Origin of the sequence: Neisseria animaloris (assembly GCF_900637855.1) — a bacterium.
Classification (GTDB): Bacteria; Pseudomonadota; Gammaproteobacteria; order Burkholderiales; family Neisseriaceae; genus Neisseria; species Neisseria animaloris.
Map to the genome: position 1 here is coordinate 16,540 of NZ_LR134440.1, position 21,501 is coordinate 38,040.

The 21,501-nt window shown below is 49.7% G+C and carries 19 protein-coding genes; 17 read left to right on the forward strand and 2 right to left on the reverse strand.

Translation table 11 applies throughout. From position 1 onward, the window contains the following. Positions 1–67: 67 nt before the first annotated feature. Positions 68–1,813, forward strand: a complete 1,746-nt coding sequence (locus EL216_RS00085) for an alkaline phosphatase D family protein (RefSeq protein WP_085391197.1) — start codon at positions 68–70, stop codon at positions 1,811–1,813. Between the two features lie 137 nt (positions 1,814–1,950). Here the strand turns inward: EL216_RS00085 and EL216_RS00090 are convergent, their stop codons facing one another. Beyond that, the gene (locus EL216_RS00090; RefSeq protein WP_158087743.1) at positions 1,951–3,477 is read right to left on the reverse strand and encodes a surface lipoprotein assembly modifier; all 1,527 of its coding nucleotides are present in this window, start codon (positions 3,475–3,477) and stop codon (positions 1,951–1,953) included. Between the two features lie 176 nt (positions 3,478–3,653). On the opposite strand from EL216_RS00090, the gene EL216_RS00095 reads away from it, so the two are divergent. The 3 genes from EL216_RS00095 to EL216_RS00105 all read left to right on the forward strand — a co-directional run bounded on the left by EL216_RS00095 (position 3,654) and on the right by EL216_RS00105 (position 7,757). Beyond that, entirely contained in the window at positions 3,654–4,673 is a 1,020-nt protein-coding gene (locus tag EL216_RS00095) for a transferrin-binding protein-like solute binding protein (RefSeq protein ID WP_085391199.1), read from the forward strand. Positions 4,674–4,686: 13 nt separating this feature from the next. Further along, entirely contained in the window at positions 4,687–7,065 is a 2,379-nt protein-coding gene (locus EL216_RS00100) for a TonB-dependent hemoglobin/transferrin/lactoferrin family receptor (RefSeq protein WP_085391200.1), read from the forward strand. Between the two features lie 86 nt (positions 7,066–7,151). Beyond that, on the forward strand, positions 7,152–7,757 hold the full coding sequence (locus EL216_RS00105) for a biliverdin-producing heme oxygenase (RefSeq protein WP_085391201.1): 606 nt from the start codon (positions 7,152–7,154) through the stop codon (positions 7,755–7,757). 71 nt (positions 7,758–7,828) lie between these two features. On the opposite strand, the gene lolA is transcribed toward EL216_RS00105, so the two are convergent. Further along, on the reverse strand, positions 7,829–8,446 hold the full coding sequence (lolA, locus tag EL216_RS00110; RefSeq protein ID WP_085391202.1) for an outer membrane lipoprotein chaperone LolA: 618 nt from the start codon (positions 8,444–8,446) through the stop codon (positions 7,829–7,831). Positions 8,447–8,669: 223 nt separating this feature from the next. Here lolA and EL216_RS00115 point away from each other — a divergent pair, with 223 nt between their 5' ends. The 13 genes from EL216_RS00115 to EL216_RS00175 all read left to right on the forward strand — a co-directional run bounded on the left by EL216_RS00115 (position 8,670) and on the right by EL216_RS00175 (position 21,445). Further along, entirely contained in the window at positions 8,670–9,500 is an 831-nt protein-coding gene (locus EL216_RS00115; protein ID WP_085391203.1) for a ferritin-like domain-containing protein, read from the forward strand. A gap of 89 nt (positions 9,501–9,589) precedes the next feature. After that, a complete protein-coding gene (gene nth, locus EL216_RS00120; protein WP_085391204.1) occupies positions 9,590–10,231 on the forward strand; it encodes an endonuclease III in 642 nt (213 codons plus the stop codon). Positions 10,232–10,434: 203 nt separating this feature from the next. Then, entirely contained in the window at positions 10,435–11,922 is a 1,488-nt protein-coding gene (locus tag EL216_RS00125; protein WP_085391228.1) for a DegQ family serine endoprotease, read from the forward strand. A gap of 105 nt (positions 11,923–12,027) precedes the next feature. After that, complete coding sequence (locus tag EL216_RS00130; RefSeq protein WP_085391205.1) at positions 12,028–12,429, forward strand: VOC family protein; 402 nt, start codon at positions 12,028–12,030, stop codon at positions 12,427–12,429. A 158-nt stretch (positions 12,430–12,587) separates the two neighbouring features. Further along, positions 12,588–13,673 carry a beta-N-acetylhexosaminidase gene (gene nagZ / locus EL216_RS00135; protein ID WP_085391206.1) on the forward strand — a complete coding sequence of 362 codons (1,086 nt, stop codon included), beginning with the start codon at positions 12,588–12,590 and terminating at the stop codon, positions 13,671–13,673. 295 nt (positions 13,674–13,968) lie between these two features. After that, the gene (gene metZ / locus EL216_RS00140; protein WP_085391207.1) at positions 13,969–15,138 is read left to right on the forward strand and encodes an O-succinylhomoserine sulfhydrylase; all 1,170 of its coding nucleotides are present in this window, start codon (positions 13,969–13,971) and stop codon (positions 15,136–15,138) included. Positions 15,139–15,203: 65 nt separating this feature from the next. Next, positions 15,204–15,410 carry a DUF2788 domain-containing protein gene (locus tag EL216_RS00145; protein ID WP_085391208.1) on the forward strand — a complete coding sequence of 69 codons (207 nt, stop codon included), beginning with the start codon at positions 15,204–15,206 and terminating at the stop codon, positions 15,408–15,410. A gap of 74 nt (positions 15,411–15,484) precedes the next feature. After that, entirely contained in the window at positions 15,485–16,336 is an 852-nt protein-coding gene (gene folP, locus EL216_RS00150) for a dihydropteroate synthase (protein WP_085391209.1), read from the forward strand. Positions 16,337–16,478: 142 nt separating this feature from the next. Continuing rightward, the gene (gene glmM / locus EL216_RS00155) at positions 16,479–17,831 is read left to right on the forward strand and encodes a phosphoglucosamine mutase (RefSeq protein ID WP_085391210.1); all 1,353 of its coding nucleotides are present in this window, start codon (positions 16,479–16,481) and stop codon (positions 17,829–17,831) included. A gap of 88 nt (positions 17,832–17,919) precedes the next feature. Further along, the gene (locus EL216_RS00160; RefSeq protein ID WP_085391211.1) at positions 17,920–18,603 is read left to right on the forward strand and encodes a DedA family protein; all 684 of its coding nucleotides are present in this window, start codon (positions 17,920–17,922) and stop codon (positions 18,601–18,603) included. A gap of 117 nt (positions 18,604–18,720) precedes the next feature. Then, entirely contained in the window at positions 18,721–19,689 is a 969-nt protein-coding gene (speB, locus tag EL216_RS00165; RefSeq protein ID WP_085391212.1) for an agmatinase, read from the forward strand. Continuing rightward, positions 19,683–20,384, forward strand: a complete 702-nt coding sequence (locus tag EL216_RS00170; RefSeq protein WP_232005249.1) for a hypothetical protein — start codon at positions 19,683–19,685, stop codon at positions 20,382–20,384. Before speB ends, EL216_RS00170 begins: the two co-directional genes overlap by 7 nt. A gap of 65 nt (positions 20,385–20,449) precedes the next feature. After that, on the forward strand, positions 20,450–21,445 hold the full coding sequence (locus EL216_RS00175; RefSeq protein WP_085391214.1) for an asparaginase: 996 nt from the start codon (positions 20,450–20,452) through the stop codon (positions 21,443–21,445). Positions 21,446–21,501 lie beyond the last annotated feature (56 nt).

Below are 21,501 nucleotides of genomic sequence, written 5' to 3' on the forward strand. Positions count from 1 at the left end.
CAGGGATACGCTTGCTTTGCGGCAGGCGGTGTCGTGTGATTAATGTTGTTGAACAGGGAGAAATGATATGACCAAACTTTATCTCGGCCCGGTGCTGTCTTTCCGTGGAGGAGCGGAAAAAGGCGAATGGAAAGTAACTGCAATGATTGCGGCAGACGGTAACAAAAGCTTTCCGGTATTGAAAATGGATGGTAAAGCCACTCCTGCACCCAAGATATTGTTCGAGCATCGCGGCAAGGTTTTCCTGCGCTATGATTTATCGTGCAAGCAGCAGAAAGAAGAGCGGAAAGTCGAATACTGTATCGAAGGTATCGACGAAGTGTGGCATTTCACCGTGCCCGCGCGAGGCGAAGCGCCGCGTATGGTTTATGTATCGTGCAACGGTTTTTCCGACGCTAACGGCATCCGCAAACTGATTAAAGGCGAGAACGCGGTTTGGGAAGATTTGCTGTGCAATCATGATAAAGCCGTGCGCCCGAAGGATTATCGGTTGGATAAAGAACAGCTCTGGCATGAAATGCACACTCATGAAAAAGGCTTGCAGCGTTTCCATTTGATGGTTATGGGTGGCGATCAGATTTATTTCGACCCGATTTGGGATGATATTAAGCTGTTGAAAAAATGGATCGGCCTGCCTCGTAAGGAACAGTTGAAATATATTGTCAGTGCGGCGTTGGAGCGGAAAATCGAAGATTACTATATTGATTTCTATCTCAGCCGCTGGTTGCCGAACAACCATGCACCGTGGGGCTCGGTACACAAAACATTGGATTCGGCGCACGGCATGGCACGGATTCCGACCATAATGATGTGGGACGATCACGATATTTTCGACGGTTGGGGTTCGCACAGCCCGGAAATGCAGCGCAGTCCGTTGTTCCAATGCCTGTTTTACCATGCACGGCGGGCATTCTGGATTTTCCAGATGCAGCAGGCGGCCGACCAACTGCCTGAACTGAAGCTGCGTACCGATGTTAATATGCGGATTGACGACCCGATTTTTGAACCGATTCGATGGTCTGAAGTGCTTAAATCCGACAAATTGGCCTTGCCGCTATTCGATAATCAGCCTGGTTTTTCGTTTGCCCATACGGTAGGGCCGATCAGCCTGCTGGTGGCGGATTTGCGTACCGAGCGTTCGCACGAACAGGTTATGGGGCCGGAAACATGGCGCTCAATGCAGCAATGGCTCTCGTCAGGTATTTCCGAATGTCCAACCGACCGCCATCTGCTGTTTGTTTCCTCTGTGCCGGTAATGCACCCCAAACTTTCGCTGGCGGAAATCCTGATGGACAATTTGGGTTACGATCATGTGCTGGACAGCAGTGCCGATGATTTGAAAGACCACTGGACCAACGACGATCATGAAGGTGAGCGCAAACGCCTGATTGAAACCTTGTTTAAGACGGCACAGGAAAAACGAATGCGTGTAACCGTGCTTTCCGGCGACGTGCATGTGGCCGCATGGGGCGTGGTTTACCGTACCGATGTGGATAATTGTGATTGCAGTACGCAGATTCAGCAGCTTACTTCCAGTGCTGTCGTGCATCCTTCTTTAGTATCGGTTATGGAGCGGCTGTTTTGCCAGATGTTGAACTCGTTGGCGAAGAAGAAACAAAAGCTGGATGTGCATTTGGAAGCGGAGATGATGTTGTTTCCTGCGTCCAACCGCTACATCATGCCGGCACGGAACTGGCTTGCTCTGGAATTGGATGCTAACCCTGATGGCCGTAAACTGTGGGCAAGTTGGCGTTGTGAAACCAAAGGTGAATTTACCAACCACTTGTTGGCGATAGAGTCGGTTAAACGTTAATTGCGTTTGACAGATTGTGAGAGGGCCGTCTGAAAACTTTATTTTTAAGTTTTCAGACGGCCTTTTATTTGGGGAGAAGTATCATAAATCCGCGCGGTCGCCGGTTTGTATGGAAGTTCAACCTGTACGGTTGCGCGTCAGAATTTTTTTTCAATTTCTATAAAAAGTTTTTCGTGCTTGCGTTCCGCCCATTTATGGGTACTGCGGATATAACGCTGTTCCCATGTCAGCTTGGGCATAAATTTGCCGATGGCAATTTTGGGATGGGCAAGGGAAAAACTGTAATAGCTCTCTTTATTATGCTGTTGCTGCCATTCAAAATCGGTATTCAGAGCTTGATGGCGGTAACGTCTGTCGGTGTAGGCTGCACGCAACTGGGTGTTCAGCCCGCCCAGCTTAGGCCAGCCGGCCAGCCAGCCGGCACTGATGCTGTTGCGGGTATTGCCGGCATTATTGGGGCGGTTGCCGATGGTTTTGGTTTTAGGTTGGAAAATGCTGCTGTTTAAACCGCCGAATAAGGTGTGCTGGGGTGTCAGGCGGTAAGCAAGGGAACTGAAGAAATTGTAATGCTTGCCGTCATTGCGTTCCGCCCTCTCTTCTTCACGGTAGTTTTGTTGGTAGATTTCAGCGGAGAGATAACCTTGCAGACGGGGGGTAATCTGACGGGAGAAGGCCGTCTGAATCCCTGTGGCACTGGCAAGCATATCCATATTAAATGTTTGTTCTTTTTCGGTTTTCTTTGCCCATTCGTTGGTACCGGCCAGTTGCCATTGATAGAAAGGCAGGATATTGAAACTATTGCGGGCATTTTGATATTGCCAGCCGAGATAAGCACGGCCGAATGCGTTATCGTATTGGGATTTTTTATCGAAATAGTAACTTGAGCCGCTGAAATTGCTTCGGAATACCAGATTGTGATGCCCTTTTAACGGGGTATTTTTTTCAGCGGAAACTTGGTAATTGAGGCCGGTTGCGCTTTCAGACTGTTGTTTTATACAGCCCAGCGGTAGGCAATAAGGAGGTGCTGCATCGTTGATATTGTTGTCGCGGGTAATACTGATTCCTCCGTCAAAACGCCATTGGTTAAAAGCTTTATTTTGATCGCGGTAAAAATCAATATTTTGAAGAACTTCAGGAGGTAAACCAGGGACGGAAGCCGCTTGCGTAAATAGGCGATCGGCTTCTTTCCATTGCTTGTCTTCCTGCAAGATGGCAGCTGTATCAAGCGTAATGCGGTTGTCTTGGGGGTGTTGTTTATGTAGGTTCGAATAAAGCTCGACAGCCTGCGAATAGTCGCCGCGATAGCGTGCCAGCATGCCCTCGGCACGGGCAAGCAATGTCGGGTCTGCCTGAGGGAGTTTCCGGTAGGCAGCAGTTAATGATTCAAGCAGATGAGGATTGCCGCTATTTAGAGCTTGTATCATTAAATTATGAAGCAAGGCAGGATGTTGCATTAAATCTTCGTTGGTCAGCATCGCTGTTTTTTTGGCATCGATTTGCGTTTCAGCAACAGGAGCAGGGCGATTGATCTGATCCAGCCATGGTTGCTGTTGAGCTTGAAGGGCAGGTTGTTCTTGTTTGATGCCGTCTGAAGCTGGTATTTCCAGGGTGCTGGCTTCAGCAAAGGGAGAAAAACATGCCGAAAGGATAGCTGTCGGAAGCACTGAAGTTGTTAACGTTTTTAGATAATTCATTGTCTATTTGTAAAAAGAAAATAAAAAAAGTTTGTAATAATTTTCATTTTCAGAGTATATTTCATCTCTGAATAAAAACAAATCTTATTTCAGTTTTTTTAAGAAAATTAATTTACTATTAAAAATATGATAATCGGAGGTGCTTTATGGATAAGTGGTCTTTAAGACGGTCTTATATCAGTTTTGTTTTGCCTGTTGTTTTGCCTGTTGTTTTGGCAGCTTGTGCGGGGGGCGGGAATGTAAGTATTCCGAGTACGGTTGTACCTGTGCCTACATTGTCTGCGTTAAATCCGCAAGATCCTAATGTAATCGGGCCTACACCAAACTTGGAGATTGAAACGTTTAATGCCAATAGCGAAACGTCGGGAAAAGTAGTCAGTTGGCAGATAAAAGAGAAAAATATTTTCGGTGAACTTGTCGCTAGAGATAAGTTCGCATACCAAACTCCCGACGGCAAAGTGTATGTATTTAATACTTATACAAACCCTATTTTGCCGGATAGTTTCCATCCCGATAAAAATCTGAGAACCAAGCATGACATGCAGGCGACAGATGACGGTGGCAAACTCTTTGCATGCTGCGAGAATGGGCAACGTCAATATACAGGTACAACGGGAAATGCCGTACGTTATGGGGCATGGATAGACAAAAATGGAAAAGCCGATTTGTTTGTCGGCGGTATTTTGGCGGATGCAACAAAAATGCAAGGTGCCACAGAGGAGAATAAATTCAGTCCAACAGGAAAAGCTACTTATGAAGTATGGGCTTTACGGGTAAAAAATGGTGGAGTGGTTTCTTCATCTTATCGTCCAAATACCTTCCCGAATAAAGACGGTGTACAGTCTTTGCTTACCGTGAACTTCAATACAGGAAAATTAGGTGGCACCATCGTTGGAAATAGCGATTTCGGTGCTGATATTCGCTTTGACGATGTATCCGTACAGGGCAACCGTTTCAGCGGAAGCGCAAGCTCCGGTGGAGTTGCAGGTAAGGTTGAAGGTGCGTTTTATGGTAGAGGCGGATACCGGACACCTCACGGAGACCAAATCGGTGGCAAGGTTGTTTTTGATAAAGACCGTAATTTGAATAGTGTATTCGGTGGTGCGACGAGCAACTCTATGCGCAACCCCAATGATACCTCTAGAGATTTGAATCCTATAAATTGAGGTTGATAAAAAAATGAACAAACACACAATAAAGTTTAAACCTACCGTTATGTTTATGGTTTTGTGTAGTGCTTTTTCCGTTAATGCTTTTAGTGCAGAGGAAGGCGGAGCGGAACAAGATGTGCAGTTAAAAACCATAGAAGTAAAAGGTAGCCGTACTGTTAAAAAGCTGGGAAGTGAAAAAGTCCGCCGCCAAAAATTGGATGAGAATTTGGTTCAGGATATCCATGATATGGTGCGCTATGATCCGGGTATTTCAGTTGTAGAAGGCGGCCGCGCCGGCTCCAACGGCTTTGCCATCCGGGGTGTGGATAAAGATCGTGTCGCAATCAGTGTTGACGGATTGGCACAGGCGGAAAGTCGTTCGTCCGAAGCTTTTCAAGAGCTGTTCGGTGCCTATGGTAATTTCAATACTAACCGTAATGCGGCAGAGTTGGAAAATATTTCGGAGGTAGCCATCCTTAAAGGGGCGGATTCCCTGACCGCAGGCAGCGGTGCTTTGGGTGGTGCCGTGCTTTACAAAACCAAATCTCCGAGAGATTATCTTCAGGGTGACAAAAATTATCATATCGGCCTGAAAGGCGGCTATATCGGTAAATCCGACCAATGGATGGGCAGTACGACTTTAGCCGGTAGAGCCGGTAATGTAGATAGTTTGTTTGTGTTTACACGTCGTCATGGTCATGAAACCAGAAACTATGGCGGCGGTGCCGATGTGAAATTGGACCACACCGACGATAACGGCTTTTCACATAAAGGGGTGGCACGGGCAACTCCCGACCCTCAGAATGTGTCAAGCAAGAGTACACTGGTTAAGTTGGGGTATTATTTCAGTCCCACAAACTATTTGAGCGGTGTATATGAAGATTACCGCCAAGACAAACATACTACGGAATTATCTAACCTTTTCAGCTATATCGGCGGACAAACACGTTTGCGTAACGATGTCAGCTACCGCAAGCGTACCGGTTTGGAGTATGAAAACCAACTTGAAAAAGGCCCTTGGGACAGCTTGAAGTTGAATGCGGACAAACAAAAAATTCAAATGACTACGCTGACTTGGGATATTCCTGACGATTATGCCCAAAAGGGCCGTAATGCAGAGGCGGATTTCAAGCGTAGGGGGCTGTTTCAAGATTTGAACCAGTTCAAAATATCTGCCGATAAACATCTGGATTTCGGTTCTGTTACTTGGGATACCACGTACGGTGCCGGTTTGAATAAAGGTAAGTACAGCAGTACTAATTTGGAATATTCCGCCCTCATTTATTACCCAGAGGTTTTAGGTTCGTCGAAAAATACCAAAGAATTTTTAGTAGGTACGAAAAGCAAAAACAGCCATGTTTACTGGGATAACAGCATCCGCTTCGGAGACCGCGTAAAACTCGGTTTGGGCGTGCGCTACGACCAAGTACGAATGAATACCGTTGAAAGCGATACTCTGCAGCCGAGAATCAAACGTGAGCTGCAATGGAAAGGGTTGTGGAACCAACAGGCCAAATTCCAAGCTCCCAGCTATTCTGCCGGAGTAGATTGGAATGTGATTCCTTCGTTGACGCTGCAAAGTAAATACAGTACTGCTTTTCGTGCGCCTACAACCGACGAAATGTGGTTTTTCTTCCCGCATCGGGATTTCTACGTACAACCTAACCCTAATCTGAAAGATGAACGTTCGAGAAACGTCGAGTTGGGGGTAGACTGGCACGGCAAATGGGGTAATCTGAAATTGTCGGGCTTCCGTACCCGTTACAAAAACTTCATTGATTTTGTTTACATCGGCGGCAAACAACATGAAACCTTGAATGCCGACGGGAATATTGTGAAGGAAAACTGGATTTCCCCCACTTATCAAAACAGAAACCGTAACAATGCCGTTGTAAAAGGTTTGGAGCTGCAAGGCCAATGGAAGTTGGATAGCATCGGATTACCCCAAGGCACATATACCAACCTGGCGGCCAGCTATATTAAAGGTTCTGCCGACGGAGGCGTTCCTTTGAATGCACTCCAGCCGTTTAATGCAGTGTGGGGTATCGGCTACAAACAGCCAGACAACCGCTGGAGTGCAGGTACGAATATCAGCTACTTTGCCAGAAAGAAAGCAAAAGATACATCCAGAGCCTATGACAATCCTCATGAACCGTGGCCGTTTGTAAGACACAGCCGTAATGTGTTCCTGGTTGACTTAATCGGTCATTATCAATTCGGCAAACATGTATCTTTGCGCGGCGGCGTATTTAATCTGTTCGATAAAAAATATTACACTTGGGATTCTTTACGCAGTATTAGAGAATTCGGAGCAGTGAATCGCGTACATAACAAAACACATGGCGGTATCGACCGTTTCAGTGCGCCCGGCCGTAATTTCAACGTAGTATTGGAAGCCAAGTTCTGATAGTGTGTCGGGGCGGCTCTTTAATCTATTGCTTTTAGAGCCGCCTTAAAACACAATATCGGTTTTTTTATCTCAAGGAAAACGAAATGACTAACGAAACCCCAACTTTCGCCCAACGTCTGAAAGAAGAAAACCGCACCACACATGACAGCGTTGACAACCTCGTAATGTCGGTTCAGCCGTTTTCTAACAATGAAAACTATATCAAATTTTTAAAATTGCAATCTGTATTCCATAAAATTGTTGACGACATTTATAAAGATGCATCGTTAAACCAAGCGATTCCCCAGTTGGCGGATATGGCGCGTTATGATGCGGTGGTACAGGATTTGAAAGATTTGGGCAGCGAGCCTTATCAATTCTCAGATGCATTGCCCAAGCCCGAAGGCAATAAAGCCATCGGTTGGTTGTATTGTGCCGAAGGTTCAAACTTGGGTGCGGCGTTTTTGTTTAAAGATGCTCAAAAACTGAGCTTCAATGCTGAACACGGTGCGCGCCATTTGGCTCCGCATCCTGACGGCCGCGGCCAGCACTGGCGTGAATTCGTAGCTTATCTTAACAAGTTGGGATTGGACAAAGCTGCTCAAGACGAAGCGATTGAAGGGGCCAAAGAAGCTTTTGCTTACTATAAAGTTATTTTGCGCGAGATTTTCGGCTTGCCTGAAGGTGCCGAAGCTCCTGCTGCCGTGTAATCGGGTAATCTGTTAAAAGGCCGTCTGAAATTTTTTCAGACGGCCTTTATTATGTTTACAGTATGGAGAAATCAGTTGCTTAAGACATCCACACCTTCGGGAGGGGTAAATTTGAATGCACTGCGCGGCAGGTTGGGTTGCATATTCAGGTTGTTGAAACGGATGGTAGTTTCGTTGCCGAAGCTGTCTTTCAGTTGCATAGCGGCCAGTGCGTCGCCTTTAAAACCGATGCGGATATATTGGTATCCCGCATTGTTTTTCTTGGGTTTGGCGAGTACGTAGTCGATACCGTTTGAAGTGCCGTCTTCCTGAAGGGCATAGCTGCTGTCGAGGGCGGATTTATTCGACAAGATGGCGGCGGGGCTGTCGCCGATGGTTTGATCCTGCGGAGATTTGGTTATTTGTGCCAAATCTACGTCGTATAACCAGATGGTTTTGCCGTCGCCGACTATGGTTTGTTTATAAGGGCTGGTGTATTCCCATCTGAACAAACCCGGACGCAGAATTTTGAAAGACCCGTTGGTGGTTTGGGTTTTCTTTTTACTTTTTACGGTTTGGCTGAAGCTACCGCTGATGCCGTCTGCGTCGGCATTGAATTTTTTTAAAGCATCAATCGCGCCGGCGTGTGCACTGCCGATGCTTAGGGCAAGCAGAGTGGCGAATGTGGCAAATGGTTGTTTTTTCTTCATTGTATTAATGTTCCTTTCCGGAAAATAAATGATCTGTATCCGACGGATTTGCGTAGGGCGTATATTAAGCCTTTCTGGACGGATGACAAGGTTTAGGGTGGTTACGGGCGGATTATTGTTCCTGTGTAAAGGCCGTCTGAAAGCTTAAATGCTTATGAATAAGAGAGAAATCACAATGTGTTTAACCTGAATTTAAATCCTGTTTACCGTTATAATGCGCCACATGAATACAACACAATCCGTTTACCCTGCACTTTTATCTGCGCTGATTTCTTGTGATCCCGATGAAAAATGCCGTTTAACCGACATAATATGGGAAGGCTTTTCAGACGGCCTTTTGGACAATAGGCCGTCTGAAAAACCGGAAGATTTCCGTTTTGCAGGCCGTCCGCCCAAGCCGAAGCTGGTGGTCGCCTCTGCCGTGCATCCGCGCAAGATGGCCTCGACGGAAGGTTACGCTGCCATGCTTCATGCGATTTGCCATATTGAGTTTAATGCAATCAATCTGGCATTGGATGCGGCTTACCGTTTCCGCAACCTGCCTGCGCAATTTACTGCCGACTGGATTCGGGTGGCAAAGGAAGAGGCGTATCATTTCAACCTGATGCGCACGCGGCTGCGGGCATACGGGTTTGATTACGGCGATTTTGAAGCCCATAACCACTTGTGGGATATGGCCTATAAAACCGCGTTTGATCCTTTGCTGCGGATGGCGTTGGTGCCGCGCGTGCTGGAAGCGCGCGGATTGGATGTTACGCCTGCAATCCGTGCCAAAGTGGCGCAACGCGGCGATCAGGATACTTGCGCCGTACTTGATATTATTTACCGCGACGAAGTAGGACATGTGCAGATTGGCAACCATTGGTATCAGTATCTGTGTGCCGAGCGCGGCTTGGAACCGTTAAGCCTGTTCCGTAAGTTGATTGCCCGTTACGATTTGTTTATTTTTCGGGGCTATGTGAATATTGAAGCCCGTGAACGTGCAGGATTCAGCCGTTTCGAGCTGGACATGTTGGAAGATTTTGAACAGAGTTTTCATAAACGGAAGCCATAGCCGGCTTTTCAGACGACCTCGGTATGGCAGGCCGTCTGAAAACAATCGGCACGCAACCGGTATTTATCCGCTATTACAATAAATAAAATATGAACAAACAAATCCGCCAAGAGATTTTCGAACGCCTCCGTGATGCCAATCCGCATCCGACAACCGAATTGAATTTCAACAGCCCGTTCGAGCTGCTGATTGCCGTGCTGCTTTCCGCACAGGCCACCGACGTGGGCGTGAACAAGGCTACGGCAAAACTGTTTCCCGTGGCCGATAATCCGCAGGCCATGTTGGATTTGGGCTTGGAAGGCGTGATGGAATACACCAAAACCATCGGTTTGTATAAGACCAAATCCAAACATATTATGGAAACCTGCCGTATCTTGCTTGAGCGGCACAACGGTGAAGTGCCGGCGAGCCGCGAGGCATTGGAAGCTTTGCCCGGCGTGGGTCGGAAAACTGCCAATGTGGTGTTGAATACGGCTTTCCGCCAGCCGGTAATGGCCGTCGATACACATATTTTCAGGGTGTCTAACCGCACGAAAATCGCCCCCGGTAAGAATGTACGCGAGGTGGAGGACAAATTGATGAAGTTCGTGCCGAAAGAATTTCTGATGGATGCGCACCACTGGCTGATTCTGCACGGCCGCTATACCTGTAAGGCGCAGAAACCGTTGTGCAGCAAATGTATTATCAGCGATTTATGCGAATATCCGGCCAAACCGGTGCCGCCGGCGTAATGCCGTTTGCACCTTGTTATGCCGTTTGAGATTTTCAGGTGGCCTTTTTTATGTATCCGATAGGCCGTCTGAAAGAGTGTAAAGAAGATGTAAAAAGCTTGTTTAAACATATATTCACGTTTGTTTTTACCGTGCAGGAATATATGTTTTCGTTTACAATTTGCGCCATCGAAAACCAACGGATAACCTTTAAAGGAAACACTGTGAACAAAACGCCAAAATATATCGCCTTACTGACGGCTTCCGTATTGGCATTAAGCGGTTGCGACAAGGTGGAAAGTTTTTTCGGTAAGAGCAGTAAAGAAAGCGATTTGGTGCAAAAAGTAGAAACCAAAACCGATTTCGGCAAAGTGGAAATGCTGCTGCCCGACTTCACCAAACTGGTGGAGCAGGAAGGCCAAACAGTCGTCAACATCCAAGCCGTAAAAGGTGCCGGCTCGTCCCGAAGCGACAGCGGTATGGATTTGAACCAGTTTCCCGACAACGACCCGTTTTATGAGTTTTTCAAACGGCTTGTGCCCAATATTCCCGATATGCCCGAGCAGGATGACGACGACGATTTGAATTTCGGTTCGGGTTTCATTATCAGTCCCGACGGGTATATTCTAACCAACACCCATGTGGTGGCTGGCATGAGCAACATCAAAGTTTTGCTGAACGACAAGCGCGAATATACCGCAAAATTAGTCGGTTCGGATTCGCAATCCGACGTGGCGCTGTTGAAAATCGACGCACAGAACCTGCCCGTTATCAAAGTAGGCAACGCCAAAGAGCTGAAACCGGGTGAATGGGTGGCTGCTATCGGTGCGCCGTTCGGCTTTGACAACAGCGTTACCGCAGGCATCGTGTCGGCCAAGGGACGCAGTTTGCCGAATGAAAACTATACGCCGTTTATCCAAACCGACGTTGCCATCAATCCCGGTAATTCCGGTGGGCCGCTGTTTAATCTGAGAGGCCAAGTGGTCGGTATCAACTCGCAAATTTACAGCCGTAGCGGCGGCTTTATGGGCATCTCGTTTGCCATTCCGATTGATGTGGCCATGAACGTGGCCGATCAGTTGAAAAACAACGGTAAAGTGCAGCGCGGCCAGCTCGGTGTGATTATTCAGGAAGTTTCTTATGATTTGGCCAAATCGTTCGGCTTGAACAAAGCCAGCGGCGCGCTGATTTCCAAAGTGCTGCCCGGAAGCCCCGCCGCCAAAGCAGGTTTGCGGGTGGGCGATATCGTGCGCAGTGTGAATGGCGAAGAAATACGCAGTTCCAGCGACTTGCCCGTGATGGTGGGTGCAATCGCTCCAGGTAAAGAAGTTACTCTTGGCATTTGGCGCAAAGGCAAAGAGAGCAGCGTTAAAGTGCAGTTGGGCGCAACCGGCAGCGACGTAGATACCGGCGAAGCCGAAATCGAAGATCCGTTGTACGCGCCCAATGCCCAAGTTTTCAATGTCGACAACGTCGGCTTGAGTTTGCAGGTACGCGATACCGGCACCATCAAGCGCTTGGTGGTGGCTAAAGTCGAAGGGGCAGCTGCTCGTGCCGGTTTGAAGCGCGGCGATGAAATTCTGGCCGTCGGTCAAATTAATGTGGAAGACGAAAGTACATTCGTCAGTGCACTCGAAGGTGCCGGTAAAAATGTGCCGTTGTTGGTGCAGCGCGGAGGCAACACTTTGTTTTTGGCTTTGAATTTGCAATAACCGTGCAAAAAACGGTTTAGAGCCTTTCCACCATATCGATTTCAGAGCATACTTTTCAGACGGCCTCAAAAGGCCGTCTGAAATCTTTTGGAAAGGAGCATAGTTATGTCTGCCAATCCCAGCATTCTTTCCCATGTATCGCTCGGCACCAACCGTTTTAAAGAAGCGGTGGCGTTTTACGACAAAGTGTTGGCTACGCTCGGCATCGGGCGGGTTTTGGATTTAAGCGAACACCGAGCCGTGGCTTACGGTCGCGCCTATCCCGAATTTTGGATTCAGGCTCCGCACGACAAACAACACGCACAAACTGCCAACGGCGTACACATTGCCTTTTACGCCGAAACCCGCGAAGAAGTCGATGCCTTCTATCAAGCGGCTTTGGCCGCAGGCGCGAAAGACGACGGTGCACCCGGCCCGCGCCCGCACTACGGCAAAGAATATTACGGCTGCTTTGTGCGCGATTTGGACGGCCACAAAATCGAAGCAATGGCTTGGCTGACCGCGTAAAACGGCTAATGCTTGGTTAAGGCCGTCTGAAAACCCGCTTTTCAGACGGCCTCTCTATATAAACGCAACGCTATCGGCAACATGCCTACTGCCCGCCGATACAGTCTTGTATAATCTTCCCTTTTCCGCACCACATTCCCTATTTGTTGAGAAAACTTATGACCAAACCCATTATCCCGCGCGGCCCCGTGATGGCCGATGTCCACGCCTTTCATCTTACCGACGAAGAAAAACAACGCCTGCTCGACCCTGCCGTCGGTGGCGTGATTTTGTTCCGCCGTAATTTTGAAAACGTTGCCCAGCTTAAAGAGTTGGTAAGCGAAATCAAAGCATTGCGCTCTCCCGAACTGATTATCGCGGTCGATCACGAAGGCGGACGCGTACAGCGGTTTATCGACGGCTTCACCCGTCTGCCCGCCATGAATGTGCTCGGCGAAATTTGGGATACGCAAAGTCCCGAAGCGGCCAAAGCGCAGGCCGAGCAGGTGGGCTGGGTGTTGGCAACCGAATTGAGCGCGTGCGGTGTGGATTTGTCGTTTACGCCCGTGCTGGATTTGAACTGGGGACAATGCGCCGTGATCGGCAACCGCAGCTTCCACCGTAACGCCGAAATCGTTACCGAACTCGCTCTCGCCTTGCAGAAAGGCTTAAATAAAGGCGGTATGAAATCGTGCGGCAAACACTTTCCCGGCCACGGTTTCGTCGAAGGCGACAGCCACCACGTTTTGCCGCAAGACGACCGCAGTTTGAGCGAATTGGAAGCCGCCGACATCGTGCCTTTCCGCCGCATGAGCGCGGCAGGCATGGCGGCCGTGATGCCCGCGCATGTGGTTTACCCGCAAGTCGACAGCCAACCCGCTGGCTTTTCGGCCAAATGGCTGAAAGATATTCTGCGTGAAGACATCGGCTTCAACGGTGTGATTTTTTCAGACGACCTTACCATGGAAGGCGCGTGCGGAGCAGGGGGTATCAAAGAGCGGGCGAAATTATCGTTTGATGCCGGCTGCGACATCGTGCTGGTGTGCAACCGCCCCGATTTGGTCGACGAATTGCGCGAAGATTTCGTGATTCAGTCCAACCCCGCATTGGCCGCCCGCTGGCAATACATGGCAAACACCCTGCCCGCCGCCCAAGCCGCCGCCGTGATGGAAACGCCCGAATTTAAAGCCGCACAAGCTGCTACTGCCAAACTGGCCACGCCGAAAGATGTTGCCGGCGGCGTGAAAGTGGGCGAAGCGTTTTGAGTGCCAAAAACCGAGTAAACTGAAAAAGGCCGTCTGAAAAAAAGGTTTTCAGACGGCCTTGTCTGTATTCAGGCAGCGTAAAGTTTTTTAGAATTTTATAAACGTGCTGCACAGTATTTTTATGCCCGTGCGGTATCCATGCCCGGTATCCGCTGAGGTTCTTGCTTGAAAGTCCGTCTGCACGGTTGAAAGCCTTGACGAATAAGCGCAAAATGTCCGCGATTTTCCACCGGATTTTGTGCGGCGGGTTTGCCGATACCGATAACATAAAAGACAAAGAGATAAAGAAGACATTATGAAAGACAATTTACACCCCGAAACGCTGGCGATACGCGGTGCGAAAAGCCAAACTGAATATAACGAGCACAATCAGGCGCTGTTTTTGACCAGCAGTTTTATGTTTGACGATGCCGCGCAAGGTGCGGCCTTGTTTGCAAAAGAAATCGAAGGTTACACTTATTCGCGCACGGCCAATCCTACCGTGGCGGCGTTTGAAAAACGGGTGGCCTGTTTGGAAGCGGGCGAGAGCGGTGTGGCAACCTCTACGGGCATGTCGGCGATTCAGGCGGCCATGCTGACGTTTTTGAAAACGGGCGACCATCTGATTGCCAGCCGCAGCCTGTTCGGCACTACGGCGGGGTTTATCAACGGCATCGTGTCGAAATTCGGTATCGAAATCACGCTGGTGTCGCAAACCGATGTGTCCGAATGGCGGGCGGCGGTGAAAGAAAACACCAAGATGCTGTTTTTGGAAACGCCTTCCAATCCTTTGAACGAAATCGCCGATATTGAAGCATTGGCTGCCGTGGCGCATGATGCGGGCGCGCTTTTGGTGGTGGACAACAGTTTTTGTACGCCGGCTATTCAGCAGCCTTTGAAATTCGGTGCGGATTTGTCGGTGCAGTCGGCAACCAAAGGTATCGACGGTCAGGGCAGGGTGTTGGGCGGTGTGATTTGCGGCAAAACCGCTTTGATTAAAGAAATCGCGATGTACAGCAATTCGGCAGGTTTGGCTTTGTCGCCGTTTAGTGCGTGGGTGCTGCTCAGCGGTGTGGAAACGCTGTTTGTGCGCATGGAAAAGCAGGCGGCCAATGCTTTGCAGATTGCCCGATGGCTGCGTGGTCAGGCCAACGTGAAAGCCGTTTATTATGCCGGTTTGGATGATCATCCGCAGGCAGAGTTGATGCAAAAGCAGCAGGTTTCCGGCGGCATCGTGGTGGCTTTCGAAGTGGAAGGCGGCCAAGAAGCGGCGTGGAAGGTGATTGATTCGGTAAACATTTTCTCGAAAACCGCCAATCTCGGCGATGTGCGCTCCACCATTACGCACCCGTGGACGACCACCCACGGCAGAATGGCGCCGGAAGCGAAACAGCAGGCAGGCATTGAAGCGGGTTTGCTGCGCTTGTCGGTAGGTTTGGAAAACGTGCAGGATTTAATCGCTGATTTGCAGCAGGCACTGGGATAAGTTTCAGACGGCCTCTTGCATTATGGGGAGGCCGTCTGAATACGGAGACAAAGAAAGGAAGCAGCATGGATGAAGCGGTATTTGCTGAATGGGCGTTGAAAATCTGTCTGACGGGGCTGGTGATTTTACTGGGCTTTATTGTTTGGCATTTGGGTAAAGAGTCGAAAGCCGGAAAGTTCGGCATGTTTATTTTGTTTCTGGTGCTGGGGCTGGGCGTATTCGGCTTTATTTTTAAAAACGTGCTGATCGAGTTTTTTGTGTTGTCGAAATAGACATATTTGTAAAGGCCGTTTGAAAACCCGTTTTCAGACGGCCTTATGCAGTTAGTCGGATTTAAGGATTTAAGATGGGTTCAGTATACTGGCAGGCGGGCCGTTTTACGGTTGATTTGACACAACCCAAAATCATGGGCATCGTCAACCTTACGCCTGATTCGTTTTCGGACGGCGGTACGTATTCGCAAACCGTTCAGACGGCCTTGAAGCATGCCGGTCAGCTTTTAAAAGACGGCGCGGATATCCTCGATATCGGCGGCGAATCAACGCGACCGGGGTCGGATTACGTATCGCCCGAAGAAGAATGGGCAAGGGTGTCGCCTGTGCTGCAAGAGCTGGCGGCATGGGATGTGCCTGTGAGTTTGGATACGCGCCGCACCGAGGTAATGCGGCGGGCATTGGAGCAGGGTGGGGTGGACATCATCAACGATGTTTCCGCTTTAAGCGACGATGGCGCGGTAGATTTGCTGGCGCGGCAATCCGATACCGGCATCTGCCTGATGCATATGCAGGGAATGCCGGCCACCATGCAGCAAAATCCGCAATATCAAGACGTGGTTAAAGAAGTTGCCGATTACCTGAACGGGCGTGCGGCAGTGTGCGAAGCGGCAGGTATTGCCCGTGAACGCATCGTGCTCGACCCGGGTTTCGGTTTCGGCAAAAAACTGCCGCACAATATCGCGTTGATGCGGCATCTTGAAGAATTGATGCGGCAAACTGCCCTGCCTCTACTCATCGGCGTATCGCGCAAACGCATGATAGGCGAGCTTACCGGTGAAGAAAATGCTGCCGGGCGCATACACGGCAGCGTAGCGGCGGCTCTGGCGGCGGTTGCCCGGGGGGCGCAGATTGTACGTGTCCACGATGTCAAAGCCACCGCCGATGCCTTGAAAGTATGGAGTGAGTTGGGCGTTCGAACATGAAATATACAAAAGGCCGTCTGAAAACAATTTTCAGACGGCCTTTTGTATAAATAAAATTTCAACCGAAAAACCTTGTAAACCGCTGGATACCGCAGCGGGGCTGCTTTACAATACAGGTTCGAGTTTAAAGGGAAAGTTTTGTATGGCAAAGAAATATTTCGGTACCGATGGTGTGCGCGGCGAAGTCGGTCAGTTTCCGATTACCCCTGATTTTGTGTTAAGGCTCGGTTATGCGGCAGGCCAAGTGTTGGTGCAGCATGACAGCGAACAAAAACCGACCGTTATTATAGGCAAAGACACCCGTATTTCAGGCTATATGCTCGAAGCCGCATTGGTGGCGGGGTTTACCGCTGCCGGTGTCAACGTCATTCAAACCGGCCCGCTGCCGACACCCGGTATCGCCTATCTTACCCGCGCTCTGCGTCTTTCGGCCGGTGTGATGATTTCCGCCTCTCATAATGTTTATTCCGACAACGGTATCAAATTCTTTGCCGAAGGCGGCTTGAAATTAAGCGATGAAATCGAGCTGGAAATCGAAGCCAAGCTGGATGAGGAAATCCAAACCCTGCCTTCGGAAAAGCTCGGCCGCGCCCGCCGTATCAGCGGTGCCGACGACCGCTATATCGAATTCTGCAAATCCACTTTCCCTGCCAACCTTGATTTGCGCGGCTTGAAACTGGTGGTCGATACCGCCAACGGTGCCGGTTATCATGTCGCACCCAAAGTGTTTCACGAGCTCGGTGCCCAAGTGGTTTCCATCGGTGACGAACCCAACGGTTACAACATCAACGAAAAATGCGGAGCCACCCATCCGAAAGCGTTACAGGCTGCCGTGCTGCAAAACGAAGCGGATTATGGTATTGCGCTGGACGGCGACGGCGACCGCTTGATTATGGTCGATAAAAACGGAAAAGTGTATGACGGCGACAGCCTGATTTACGTGATTGCCAAAGCACGGGCTGCGGAAGGAATGGAAATCGGCGGTGTGGTCGGTACGGTAATGACCAATATGGCTATGGAGCTGGCCTTGAAGGAGCAGGGCGTGGCGTTTTGCCGTGCCAAAGTGGGCGACCGCTACGTGCTGGAACAACTGCACCAACACGGCTGGTTGATCGGCGGCGAAGCCAGCGGCCATATTTTGTGCATGGATAAACACAATACCGGCGACGGCATTATTTCTGCCCTGCAAGTGTTGGCGGGCCTGCGTATTTTGAAGCGCGACTTGGCCGCGGTGTGTGCCGATTGGCAGGCTTTCCCGCAAACCATGATCAATGTGCGCATCCAGAAAGGGCAGGATTGGCAGAGCGCGTCAAAAGATGTGTTGGCCGAAGTAGAAAAAGAGCTGGAAGGCAAAGGCCGCGTCGTGCTGCGGGCTTCCGGTACGGAACCTGTGGTGCGTGTGATGGTGGAGGCACGTCAAACCGATTGGGCTAAAAAAGGTGCCGAGCGCATTGCTGCCGCGATTCAGGCGGGAGCGGCGCCGGCTAAACAATAATTTCAGACGGCCTGATTCGCAGTGGGGATAACCCGACGTTTTACTCACTCAAAAATTAACTTTAAGTAAATAGGAACGGGCAAGCGTGATGTTTGCACTCTTAGAAGCATTTTTTACCCAATACGGCTATGCCGCCGTTTTCTTCGTGCTGGTTGCCTGCGGGTTCGGTGTACCGATTCCGGAAGACATCACGTTGGTTGCCGGCGGAGTGATCTCCGGCTTGGGATACGCCAATGTGCATATAATGTTTCTAGTCGGCATGTTGGGTGTGCTGGTCGGAGACGGTTTGATGTTTACCGCAGGGCGGGTATTCGGTCATAAGATTCTCAAAGTACGCTTTGTTGCCCGCGTGATGACACCGAAGCGTTATGCCCAAGTGCAGGAAAAATTCGATAAATACGGCAACAGAGTATTGTTTGCCGCCCGTTTTCTGCCCGGTTTGCGCACGCCGATTTATATTACTGCGGGCATCAGCCGCAAAGTATCTTATCTGCGCTTTTTAATGATGGACGGGTTGGCCGCGCTGATTTCCGTTCCGGTGTGGGTGTATCTCGGTAATTACGGTGCCGAAAATACCGATTGGTTGTTGGAAAAAGTGCACCAGTTTCAAGCGGTATTGTTCGTGTTGTTGGGCATCGGTACGGTAGTGCTGCTGTATTTCTGGTGGAAAAAACGCCAGCGTTTGCGTTTCTACCGCGAACATTTGTACGACTTGAGGGCAAAGCGGAAGGAGCGCAAAGCCGCCCGTAAAGCAGGGCGGGCAGCGGAATAAAATCAAAGGCTTTCAGGTCGTCTGAAAGCCTTTTTATATTTGTTGGACAATATAGCCGGTTTGTGCCGTTTGCTGAATTTCAGGCGGCCTGACCGGATTGAAACGGAAGAAAGAACGATGACTGAAAAAATCTACGGTGACGGTGCATTCCGCCGCGAATCACTCAAAGGTTCGACCATTGAAAACACTTATTCCGGCGCATTATCGTTTATGCGCCGCCGCTACACGCGCGATTTGAGCGAGGCTGATGTAGTGGTTTCAGGCGTACCGCTGGATTTGGCCACTACATTCCGCCCGGGTGCTCGTTTAGGGCCGGCGGCTATCCGTGCCGCCAGCGTGCAGTTGGCCGAATTGAACCTGTTTCCTTGGGGATTCGACCCGTTTGACGATTTGGCCGTAATCGATTACGGCGACTGCTGGTTTGATGCGCATCAGCCGTGGACAATCCGCGAAACCATCGTTCGACACGCGCGCGACATCATCAACAACAGCAACGCCAAAATGCTCACCTTCGGCGGCGACCATTTCATCACTTATCCGCTGTTGCAGGCACATGCCGAAAAATACGGCAAACCTTTAAGCTTGCTGCATTTCGATGCCCATTGCGACACTTGGCCGGACGATGCGCCCGAATCTTTGAACCACGGCACCATGTTCTACAAAGCCATCAAAGAAGGTTTGATCGAACCGAAAACTTCGGCCCAAGTCGGTATCCGCACTTGGAACAGTGATTTCATGGGCATGAACATGCTGTTCGCACCGTGGATTAATGAAAACGGCGTAGAGGCGACGGTAAAACGCATTTACGAGATTATCGGCAACAACCCCGTTTACATCACGTTCGATATCGACTGCCTTGACCCCGCGTTTGCCCCGGGCACCGGTACACCCGTTCCCGGCGGCTTGAATTCGCATACTGCTTTGAGCATTGTCCGTGCGCTGGGCGATTTGAATATTGTGGGTATGGACGTGGTGGAAGTGTCTCCGGCTTATGACAATGCCGAAATTACCGCTATTGCCGCAGCCCATGTGGCCGCCGACATGCTGTGCCTGATGCGTAATAAGAAAGTAGCCGGCAAGTGGTAATTGCCGATGCTGCGGTCAATACAGGATATGACCGCTTGTCATCGGATTGTCATCAGCATTCAGGTTTTATTTACAATATATTACCCGTGGGTAAAACCAGAGTGAAGGATGGCATCATGAACATCAAACAGAAAATCGGGCTGTTGTGTTTGTTTGTAATGTTAGGTTTGAGTGCTTGCGGCGATGAGAATAAGCAAACTACTGTGCCGGCTAATTTCTTAGTTGACGAGCAAGCGCTTCAAAATGCCGAAGATTCATTGAAGGCATTGCCGCAGTTTCATAGGCGGCCATTGAATGTTTTTCAAGATGTGCGTTTTTACGGCGGTGATTCGGCGCGTATTGAAATCAGTATTCAAAACCCTGTCAACCCCGATTATATAGATCACTATATTTATAAAAGCGGCAGATGGAGCGGGCCGCAACCAGTTCGGATTTTTGGCAGCGGTAGAATTCAGGATAATGTAACGGCTTTGGAACAGATCAAATTTACCAAAATAGCTGAGATGGTCGGAATCTGGAAGCAAAAGGCGCGTGAGGTCGGTTCGTATAAAACGGAACCGGATTTGTTTACTTTTGTTTTGTATGTGCCCGACCAGAGCCGGTATTGGCATTCGCCGGTTATAGAAGCACCGCGTGCGTCATATGACCTCAGTTTTCATCAAGACGGAACCGTGAAGGCGTTCGAGCAACGTTGACTTCCGAATCGGATCATGAGGCCGTCTGAAAAGTTTTCAGACGGCCTTTTCAGTAGGAGATCGATATGAATTCCAACAAACGTATTTTTGTGCTTTATACCGGCGGCACCATCGGCATGTGTCGCAGCGAAGAAGGTTTGCGCCCCGATACCGCTTTGGTCGGCAAGGCCTTGCAGCCGTTTTCAGACGGCCTCGACTTTAATTGGCATGTGTGCGAGCCGTTAATCGATTCTTCTGCCGTTTCATTGGAAAACTGGCAAAACTGGTTGTCGGTGCTGGCTGAAAAAATTCCCGAATACGACGGGGTAATCGTGTTGCACGGCACGGATACGTTGGCTTATACCGCCAATATTCTGGCGCTTGCTTTGCAGGGGTTGGATAAGCCGGTGGTGCTCACCGGTTCGCAATGGCCGTTCGACGAACCGGACAGCGATGCACCGCTGAATCTGGCAACCGCCGTTGCCGCCTTGAACCTTGCCGGTTTGCGAGAAGTGGTTATTGCTTTCAACGGTAAAATTTATCCTGCCGTGGGTAGTTGCAAGGTCAGTACCGAAGATGCGGCAGGTTTTGACAATCCTCATTTCGGTGCTTCGGGTTGTTGGTCGGCGGAGCAAGGATGGACGGCGCTGAACATCAGGCCGTCTGAAAAGACGGGTGGCGGATTGCAGGTGCTGCCTTTGGATGCTCGAGCCAAAGTGGTTTGCTATACGCTGGTGCCGGGCTTTTCCGCCCAAGCGGTTTCAGACGGCCTGAAAACGACGGATGCCGATGCAGCGGTTCTCCAAAGTTATGGCCACGGCAATGCGCCGGCGGATGAAAAGTTTATTCAAGCTGTGCGGCGCTTTACTGCAAACGGCGGTTTGTTGTTAAACATCAGCCAAGTGAAAAAAGGATGTGCCGCCGCTGTGTATGCGCAAGGCAGTGCTTTGAGGCAAGCCGGTGTAGTGAACGGCGGAAAGGCAAATCTTGAAACGGCTGCGGCGTTGTTGACATTGGCCGTAAGCGGAAAGTGGAATACGGTAAAGTTATATGAAAAATTGGTAAACCTGGGCTTGGCTTAGGAATCCATTACTTTTTTTATAGTCATATTTTAACTGTAAGCCGCTCATAAAGCGGT